The organism is Microbispora sp. H10836, assembly GCF_012999525.1.
Classification (GTDB): Bacteria; Actinomycetota; Actinomycetes; order Streptosporangiales; family Streptosporangiaceae; genus Microbispora.
Window position 1 is genome coordinate 1 of sequence record NZ_JABBWU010000046.1, and the last position, 9136, is coordinate 9136.

4 protein-coding genes are annotated in these 9136 nt (G+C 68.9%); 2 read left to right on the forward strand and 2 right to left on the reverse strand.

The genetic code is table 11. The features are described 5' to 3' along the window. Positions 1 to 246: 246 nt before the first annotated feature. Together HHX30_RS40080 and HHX30_RS40085 are read right to left on the reverse strand one after the other, a co-directional pair. Complete coding sequence (locus tag HHX30_RS40080) at positions 247 to 5463, reverse strand: ThuA domain-containing protein (RefSeq protein WP_169989172.1); 5217 nt, start codon at positions 5461 to 5463, stop codon at positions 247 to 249. 214 nt (positions 5464 to 5677) lie between these two features. Next, positions 5678 to 6958, reverse strand: coding sequence for an ROK family transcriptional regulator (locus tag HHX30_RS40085; RefSeq protein WP_169989173.1), 1281 nt, complete (start codon positions 6956 to 6958; stop codon positions 5678 to 5680). 245 nt (positions 6959 to 7203) lie between these two features. Between HHX30_RS40085 and HHX30_RS40090 the strand changes: the two genes are divergently transcribed. Both HHX30_RS40090 and HHX30_RS40095 read left to right on the forward strand, forming a co-directional pair. Beyond that, complete coding sequence (locus HHX30_RS40090) at positions 7204 to 8505, forward strand: ROK family transcriptional regulator (protein WP_311923058.1); 1302 nt, start codon at positions 7204 to 7206, stop codon at positions 8503 to 8505. A 366-nt stretch (positions 8506 to 8871) separates the two neighbouring features. Next, on the forward strand, positions 8872 to 9136 hold a 265-nt coding region (locus HHX30_RS40095), incomplete at its 3' end, for an ATP-binding cassette domain-containing protein (RefSeq protein ID WP_311923059.1).

The window sequence follows — 9136 nt, forward strand, 5'->3', positions numbered from 1 at the left end:
CGTGGGCTCGATGTTCACCGACACGTCGATGCCGCTGCCGGGGTCGTCGGCCAGCGCGGGAGTGGCCACGCCGGCGAGGGTGAGGCCGAGCACCGACGCGGCGAGCACCTGCGTGGTCCTGTTGATTTTCATGTGATCATTCGCTCCATCTATGAGGGGCGGGGCCGGCCGGCTGTTCGGCCGGCCGGCCCCGGTTGAGCTACGGCGGTGTCCTCGTCGTGGGGACCGTGGTCACCGCCGGTGCGGTCAGCCGCAGCTGGCCGCGGAGTAGGCCGCGTCGTAGGACGAGGTGACCTGCTTGCCGTTGATCGTCGCGGTGCCGGTCACGGTGACCTTGCCGGCGTCGATCTGGGCGGTCCGGGTGTTGAAGGACTGGTAGGCCTGCTTGCCCGGAGCCACGTCCGCCACGGTCTTCTTGCCGAACGGGGTGTTCAGCTCGATCGTGGCCGGCGCGTCGCCGTCGTTGACCGCCGTCACGGCGAGGTACACCGAGCTGCCGATGCAGCGCGGAGCGGCCGTCACGGTCAGCTTGACCTCCGCCGAGGGAGCCGCGGCGATCGTCAGCGAGAGCGTCTTGATCTCCTCGGTGTTCCCGGCCTTGTCGGTCGAGCGGTAGCGCAGCTGGTGCTGCCCCTCGCCCGAGACGGTCACCGGAGCGGTGTACGCCGTCCAGTCGCCGTTGTCCAGCGAGTACTCGGTCTTGGCGACCCCGCTGCCGCCGGCCTCGTCGGCCGCCTTCAGCGTGACCGTGACCGGGCCGGTGAACGAGCCGCCGTCCGGCTGCGCCGGGTCGGTCGTCGCCGTCGTCACCGGAGCGGTCTTGTCCTCGCTACCCGCCTTGGTCAGCTTGAAGTAGTCGAACTTGACCGTCTTGGACGCGCCCTGGTTGGTGCCGATGGTGTAGACGCCGACCTTCGACGCGTCCGCCACGGCGCTGTTCTTCACCGGGGTGACCGTGCCGTTGGTGGCCAGGTCGGTCCAGGTGGTGCCGTCGGAGGAGTAGGAGCCGGTGAAGCTGTCTCCCACCTTCTTCAGGCGCAGCCACCACACGCCGGTGGTGCGGTTGGCGACCTGCGGCTGCGGGTTCTGCACGGTGCCGCCGACCTCGCTGCGCAGCTCGATCGTCCGCGCCACCGTCGACCCTGCGGTGTTGGTGGTGAGGAAGTCGAACTTCACGTAGTTGTCGTCGTCGCCGTAGACGATCAGGCCGCCCTGCTGGTACTGCTCGCTGAGAGCAGAGCCGTCGACCTTGGTCTCCAGCGTCCAGTCGCCGCTCGGCGCCTTCTGCAGGATGAAGTTCTTCGGAGCGCCGTTGGGCGTTCCGTAGATGTCACCTGTGGTGGTGTCGATCTCCAGGTTGCCGCCCGTCACACGCAGCGTGGTCGGGTCGGGACGGACGATCGAGTCCCAACGGCAGTTGTCGAGCGAGGTGCCGTTGAAGTCGTCGTCCGGGTTCGGGCCGGTCGCCTTGTCGTCCGGCGTGATGTGGAACCAGTCGAAGGCGGCGTCCACCACGGGGTGGTTGGCCCCGGCCAGCGAGATCAGGCCGATCTTCGGGTTGGTGATCCCGGCGAGCGGCTTGGTCTCGGACATCGCGGTGAAGTTGCTGCCGTCCGACGAGTAGTGAGCGGTGATGTTGGTGCCGTCGCTGATGAACCGCACGTACACCGTGTCGGGGTAGGCGTCCCCGAGCTGGGCCGTGTTGCTCGCCGTCACCTCGTTGGGGTTGCCCTGGTCTTCCCGGATGAACTGGAAGATGCGGTTGGCGTGGTTGGACCCGTTGGTCGACCGGCCCTGCAGCACCATCTTGGCGTAGTTGTCGTCGTCGCCGTAGATGATCAGGCCCGCCTGCTGGTACGCGTCCTGCGCGTTCAGCGTGAGCTTGGCCGTGGCCGTCCAGGCACCGGAGGGAGCCGGCTGCACGACGATGTTCGGCGTGTTGTTGGTCGTCTGGTAGATGTCGGTCGTCGAGGTCGGGATGATCAGCTTGCCGTCGGCGACGCGCAGGTCCTGGTTCTCCCGGATGACCGACCAGCGGTCACGGTCGAGCTGGGTGCCCAGGAAGTCGTCGGAGCGGCCGGAGAAGCACACCGTGGCCGGCGCGTTCACCTTGATCTCGACCTTGGCGGTGGACGAGGCGCCCTTGTCGTCGGACGCGGTCACCACGGCGGTGTAGTTGCCCGGCGCGGTGTAGGTGTAGCTCGCGTTGGCCGTCGTCGGCTGCGGCGAGCCGTTCACCCCGAAGTCCCACTTGTAGGTGATCGGGTCGCCCTCGGCGTCGGTGGCCGTCGAGGTGAAGTCGACCTTCAGCGGAGCGATGCCCGTGGTCGGGTTCGCCGTCACGGTCACGATCGGACGCTCGTTCTCCGTGGCACCCTTGCCGATGAAGTCGACCCAGTTGAAGTTGACCAGGTAGGCGTCGTTGGCCGCGCTCGCCGGCTTGCGCACGACGAAGTAGAGCGGGCCGCTGGTCGTCGGAACGTTGTTCAGGTTGACCGTGACGTCCTTGAACGTGTTCCAGCCGCCGGTCGGGGCGATGTCCGCCGAGCCGATCAGCGTCCCGTTGTTCGGGTCGCCTGCACGGATCTCCACGGTGCCGCCGGCCCCGCCCGAGGAGGCGCGCAGCCGGATAGCGCTGATGTTCGTCAGGTTGACCGGGTCGAAGGACCACCAGTCGCCGTCCTGGACGAAGGCGATGTGCTTGGCGCCGCCCGCGCTGTCGGAGGTGTTCTCGGCCTCGACACCGGCGGCGTCCGTGCCCACCCCGCCGGTCACCCGGCCGGTCTGCGTGAAGTGCTCGGCCTGCTTGCGCTTCGGCTGCAGGAGCACCTCGCCCCGCCCGGTCAGCGACGGAGCGTCGCCGTTGCCCTTGTCGGCGTAGCTGGCCTCGATGACGTAGAACAGGTTGTCGGTCTCGCCGTGGCCCGCCTGCTGGGTCTGCAGGGTGCCCTCACAGCCCTTGAGCTGGTCGAGCGGGTGGCCGTGGCTGTCGTGACCGAGGATCGCCTGGATCTTGACCTTGTCACAGTCGATCGTGCCGTCCTCGGGGTCGGTGACGGTGACCGTGAACTTCACCTGGTCGCCGAACTCGAAGAAGGCGCCGTTCGGCGGCACGTTCACCTTGACCGTGGGCCGGTTGTTGCCGGCGACGACGACCACGTTGGCGGTCGCGGTCTCGCCCTCCTCGTTCTTGATGGTCAGGACCGCGCTGTACTCACCCGCCTTCTCGTAGGTGAAGGTGGGGCTGGCCTCGGTGGAGTCGGTCTTGCCGTCACCGTCGAAGTCCCAGGCGTAGGTGAGCGCCTGGCCGTCCGGGTCGCGGCTGCCCTCGCTGGAGAACTTGACGGTCAGCGGGAGCGGGCCGTCGGTCTTGTCCGCCGTGGCGTGGGCGACCGGCAGCGGGTTGCCCTTGATGTAGTTGATGCGGTAGATGCCGGAGTCGGCGTTGTCGCCGCCGAAGCCGGAGCCCCACTCGATCAGGTAGAGCGCGCCGTCGGGGCCGAACTTCATGTCCATCGGCTTCTTGAAGCTGAGGGACGAGAGGATCCGGTTCATCTCGACGAGCTTGGTGCCGTTCTCGTCGAGCTGGAACGACCACATCTGGTTGTTGTTCCACTCACCGAAGACGGCCTTGCCGTCCCAGTACGCCGGCCACTTCACGTTCGACTTCAGGTCGGCGTTGTAGCGGTAGACCGGGCCGCCCATCGGCGCACCGCCGCTGAGCTCGGGGAAGGTGGTGTTGGCCTGGTAGTGGTACCAGATCGTGGCCGGGATCACCGGGGGCAGGTTGGTCAGTCCGTCGTTGTTCGGCGACTCGTTGACCGGCGCGGCGCAGTTGAACGCCTGACCCGACTGGTTGGTGGCGAAGTCGAAGTCGATGTACGGGGTGTTGTTGCCGATGCAGTACGGCCAGCCGTAGTTGCCCGGCTTGGAGATCAGGTTCCACTCGACCGTGTTCTGCGGACCCCGGGTGGCGCTCGCCGAGTTGGCGTCGGGGCCGTACTCGCCGAGCATGATGTTGCCCGTCTTGGGGTCGATGCCCATGCGGAACGGGTTGCGGAAGCCCATGCCGTAGATTTCCGGCTTGGTCTTCGCGGTGCCCGGAGCGAACAGGTTGCCGGCCGGGACGGTGTAGGTGCCGTCGGCCTCGGGGTGGATTCGCAGCAGCTTGCCGCTCAGGCTGTTGGTGTTGGCCGAGGAACGCTGCGCGTCCCAGGCCGCACGGCCCGACCGCTCGTCGATCGGCGTGTAGCTGTTGGAAGCGAACGGGTTGGTGTTGTCACCCGTCGCCAGCCACAGGTCGCCGGTCTTGTGGTCCATGAGCATGCCGCCGCCGTGGTGGCAGCACTCGGCCCGCTGCACCGGGACGTCGAGAATCTTCTTCTCGCTCGCCAGGTCCAGCGTGTCACCGGTGACCGTGAACCGGCTCAGCCGGTCGACGTTCTCACCCGTGGGCGAGTAGAAGAGGTACGCCCACTTGTTGGTGTCGAAGTCGCGGTCGAGGGTGATCCCGAGCAGACCGCTCTCGTTGGCCGTGAAGACGTTCAGCTTCGCGGCCGTGACCGTGCCACCGGCGGGCTTGATGATCTTGACCTCGCCGAGCCGGTCCACGTAGAACACGCGGCCGTCGTTGGCGATGTCCATCATCATCGGGTTCGACGTGTTGTCGTCGAGGGTGACCTTCTCGAAGCTGGTGCTCTGCGAGGCCGAGCAGTCGGCCTTCTCAGCGCCGGCGGCGGTCTTGATACCGCCCAGCAGCAGCTTCAGGAAGTTGGCCTCGCTGAAGTTCTGCTTCTGGTGGCCGAGGCCGGTGTACCACGAACGGCCGCCGTCGTAGTCCTGACACCAGGTGTTCGGGTGGTCGGCGCCCATCGTGGCGCCGGTGTAGGACTTCTCGTCCATCGACGTCAGGACGTGGACCGTGCCACGCGGGTTCGTCTGGTAGTCGTACCACTCGTCGGTACGGACCCAGTTGGTCGGCAGGCCCTTGGTCGACGGGTGCGCAGGGTCCTCGACCTTGACGGTCGCCTGCTGGATCGCCGGGTGCTGCTTGAAGTACGCACCGACGAGCTTGCCGTACCAGGCCCAGTTGTATCCGCTGTCGGCGGCGGCGTGGACACCCACGTAGCCGCCGCCCTTCTGGATGTAGCGCTGGAACGCGTCCTTCTGGTCCTGCGTGGTCACCGGGTCGCCGGTCGTGGACATGAAGACCACGGCCTGGTACTGCGCCAGGTTCGCGTCGGTGAACGCGGCGCTGTCCTCGGTCGTGTCGACCGCGAAGTTGTTCTGCTGACCGAGCTGCTGCACGGCCGCGATGCCCTCGGGGATCGAGTCGTGCCGGAAGCCGGTGGTCTTGGAGAAGACCAGAACCTTGAAGTCGGGCTCCGCTGCCGCCGTGGCGGCCTCGGCGCTCACCGGCGCCGAGAAGAGCGTGATGGTGGGGGCGAGGAGGGCGAAAGCCATCGTCGCCGCGGTACGACGTCTGGGACGCCGTCCGCTTGGCTGGGCCGCGTTGTGCGGCCAGGCCCACGTTCGAGAACGTGGTGTCATGGAAAACCCTTCCTGACCGGGGGGACGTCAGGCAAGGCGCGCGCCGCCGCGCTTGTTGCCACTTGGTCGAAGCGGATATTTCGGTTGCTGGAGGGTGCCGACTCCAGGTCTGAGGAGGCCGTCAGCGTCAGTAGGCTGCCGGCCTGGGTAATGAATCCATGATCGTGGTCGGATCGTCGAGGATCTGGTTCACCACCATGCTCGCGGCGCCGCGGGACGCGGCGCCGAAGCCGAGTGTCGAGGCGACGAACCGGCACTGAGTGGCCGGTGCGGCCATCACGAGCCGTTGCAGCTGGTCCTGCGCGTGCGGCAGCAGCCACTCGGCCAGTGAGGCGAAGTAACCTCCGATCACGATCACGCGGGGGTTGAACAGGTTGGCCACGATCGAGCCGCCGAGCCCGAGCCACTGGCCGACCTGCGCCACCGCCTGCATCATGCGCCGGTCGCCGGAGGCCAGGCCCCGGGCGATGTCGGCCACTCGTTCACCGGGGTCCGGAACCGGCATGCCGGGCAGTCCGTACGCCTGCTCGGGCATGGCGGCGCGCACGAGCGCGGCCAGCCCGACCTTGGTCTCCCAGCAGCCGATGCGGCCGCAGCCGCACTGGTCGCCGTTCGGGTCGACCCGCAGGTGCCCGACCTCGCCGGAGAAGCCGTCCGCGCCGCGCAGGAGTTTGCCGCCGGAGATGATGCCGCCGCCGACGCCCACCTCGCCGGTGAGGTAGACCAGGTCGGGCGTGCCCGCCGCGACCCCCGAGGTGAACTCGGCCAGCGCCGCGAGGTTGGCGTCGTTGTCCACGCGCACCGGCACGCGCAGCGAGCCGAGCATCGCGGAAAGCTGGTCCGCCAGGGGCAGGTCCTGCCAGTAGAGGTTCGGCGCGAGCGACACGACGCCGCGCGCCACGTCCACGAGGCCGGGAACGGCCACCACGATGCCCGCGGGGACGGCGCCGGCCCGCGCCATCGCCTCCACGGACTCCTTGGCCACGAGCCCGAGCCGGCGCACCGCGCTGTCCGGGCGGCTGCCCATGGTGTCGAAGACCACCCGGCGCTCGACCAGGACCCGGCCGCTGAGGTCGGTGCCGTGGACCGCGATGTAGTCCACGTTGATCTCCATGCCCAGAGCGCCGACGTGCGCGCCGTGCAGCGCCACCGCCCGCCTGGGACGTCCGACGGCGCCCACGTGCTCGACGCCGAGCTCCCGCACCAGCCGCCGTTCGAGCAGCTCGGACATGAGGCTGGAGACGGTGGCCCGGTGCAGTCCCGTCGCGTCGGCGATGTCGGCGCGGGACAGGGAGGCGTGGTCGCGCAGTTCGCGCAGCACCATCGAGAGGTTCGCCCGGCGCAGTGCGGCGGGGCCCGCCGGCGGAGAGCCACCCCAAGGACGGGTGAGGTGCGACTCGTACGTCACTCTGCCCTCACCTGCCCTTTGTTTGTCTCTGAGATCAATTAATCAGGGTTGTAACACGCAGATGTCCGGACGTGCACCCCTGCGACGCGTAACGAGTTGGCATCGCTCCGTTCCACCCCAGGTCAGCGCCAATTTGTGACCTGGTTACCGGAACGTTACGCAAATCGCTGTCTGTACCCCCTTGTGCCTGGAGGGAAGGATTGCCTTTAATTCGGCGAGCCATGCGAACTAATTGAGGGAGACCGGTGGACCACAGCAGGGCCGACGGCCGTACGACCGACTCGCCGAGTCGGGGCGGGTCCGCGGGTGTTCCCGCGGACCAGGCCACCGTGCGCCGTTCCAACCTTGCTCTGGTGCTGCGGCACGTGAGCGTGTACGGCCCGTGCTCGCGGTCGGCCGTCGCCGTCGCGACCGGGTTGAACAAGACGACCGTTACCAGCCTGGTGAACGAGCTGCAGGCACGGGGGCTGGTCAAGGAGACCGGACCACAGCACGCCGGCTCCGTCGGCCGCCCCAGCGTCGCGCTCGTCCTGGACGGTTCGGGGGTCGGCGCCCTGGGCGTGGAGGTCAACGTCGACTACATCGCCGCCTTCGCCACCGACCTGGCCGGAAGGGTGCTCGCCGACCGGCGCATCGGCTTCGACGCCATGGGCTCCAGTCCGGAACGCTCACTCGACGAGCTGGCCCGGGTGGTCGAGAGGACCGTCGCCGACCTCGACAGGATCGGGGTCGCTCCCGCGGGGATCACCGTGGCCGTTCCCGGCCTGATCGACACGACCACCGGCACCGTCGTCGTCGCCCCGAATCTCGGCTGGCGCGGGGTGGCGGTGGCCGAGCGGCTGTCCCAGGCCGACATCCGCGCGGACATCCCCATCGCCGTGGACAACGACGCCAACCTCGCGGCGCTGGCCGAGTTCACCTCGGGGGTCGCGGCGGGCACGCCCGACCTGGTCTACCTCACCGGCGAGGTGGGCGTCGGCGGCGGCATCATCTCCGGCGGCCGGTTACTGGGCGGCGCGGACGGGTTCGCCGGGGAGGTCGGCCACGTCATGGTCGACCCGTCCGGTGAGCAGTGCCGCTGCGGCCGCATCGGCTGCTGGGAGACCAAGGTCGGGCTGGCCGCGCTGGTGCGCATGGCCACACCCGACCGCGCGTACGGCACCGGCCGGCAGCTCGTCCGCGACCCGGAGGAACGGCTGGCCGAGATCGAGCAGCGGCGCGCCGAAGGAGACCCCCGCGTCGAGGCGGCCCTCGCGGAGGTGGGCCGGTGGCTCGGGCTCGGAGCCGCCACCCTGGTCAACCTCTTCAACCCACGGGTGATCGTGCTCGGCGGCTACTTCGCCAGGCTCGCCGACCGGCTCATTCCCGCGGCCCAGGGGGAACTGGTCCGCCTGAGCATCACCGGCGCCGCCGACCGCTGCCGGTTCGTCGCCTCCGACCTCGGCTTCGGCGCCGCCTCGCGCGGAGCGGCCGGAGTCGTCGTCGAACGAGCGCTGGCAGATCCCACAGCGATCGCGATCCGACATCCCAGCCATCGGGGGGCGTGAGGAACCCCGATGCCCCTTCCACTCCACTCGCGGCGGACCCGCGTGTCCACCGCTCCGTCCCCGCGTACCGCCCGTCCCCTCTGACCGTCCCCCCTCCCCGCCAGACTTCCCGTCCGCCTGACCGTCCTGCCTGACCGCCGGCACTCCCGCCCATCCCGCGTGCCGCGGCCGTGGCGCATGCGGTCAGGCGGACGGGAGCACCACCGTACCTTTCCCCTCACCACAAGAACGTCCCGCCCGCCTGACCGGCTGTCCGGACCGCAGCGGCACCGTTGACGCCGACCTCGGTGCCGCCGCGGTGGTGCCAAACCGGCGCCGTCAGGCGGGCGGGGCCACAACCGCGTCCCTATTTTTCAGGAGGCTCCTGTGCCGAAGTCATCATCCGACTCGGCGTCTCTACTCGTGATGCGAGGGATCGTCAAGCAGTTCCCCGGCGTGCGTGCGCTGGACGGCGTGGACCTTGAGGTCAGGGCCGGGGAAGTGCACTGCCTGCTCGGCCAGAACGGTGCCGGGAAGTCCACGCTTATCAAGATTTTGTCTGGTGCTCACGCGCCTGATGAGGGCGAGGTGCTGCTGGATGGCGCGCCGGTGCGGCTGGCGCCGCCGACCGCGGCGATGGGCCATGGCATCG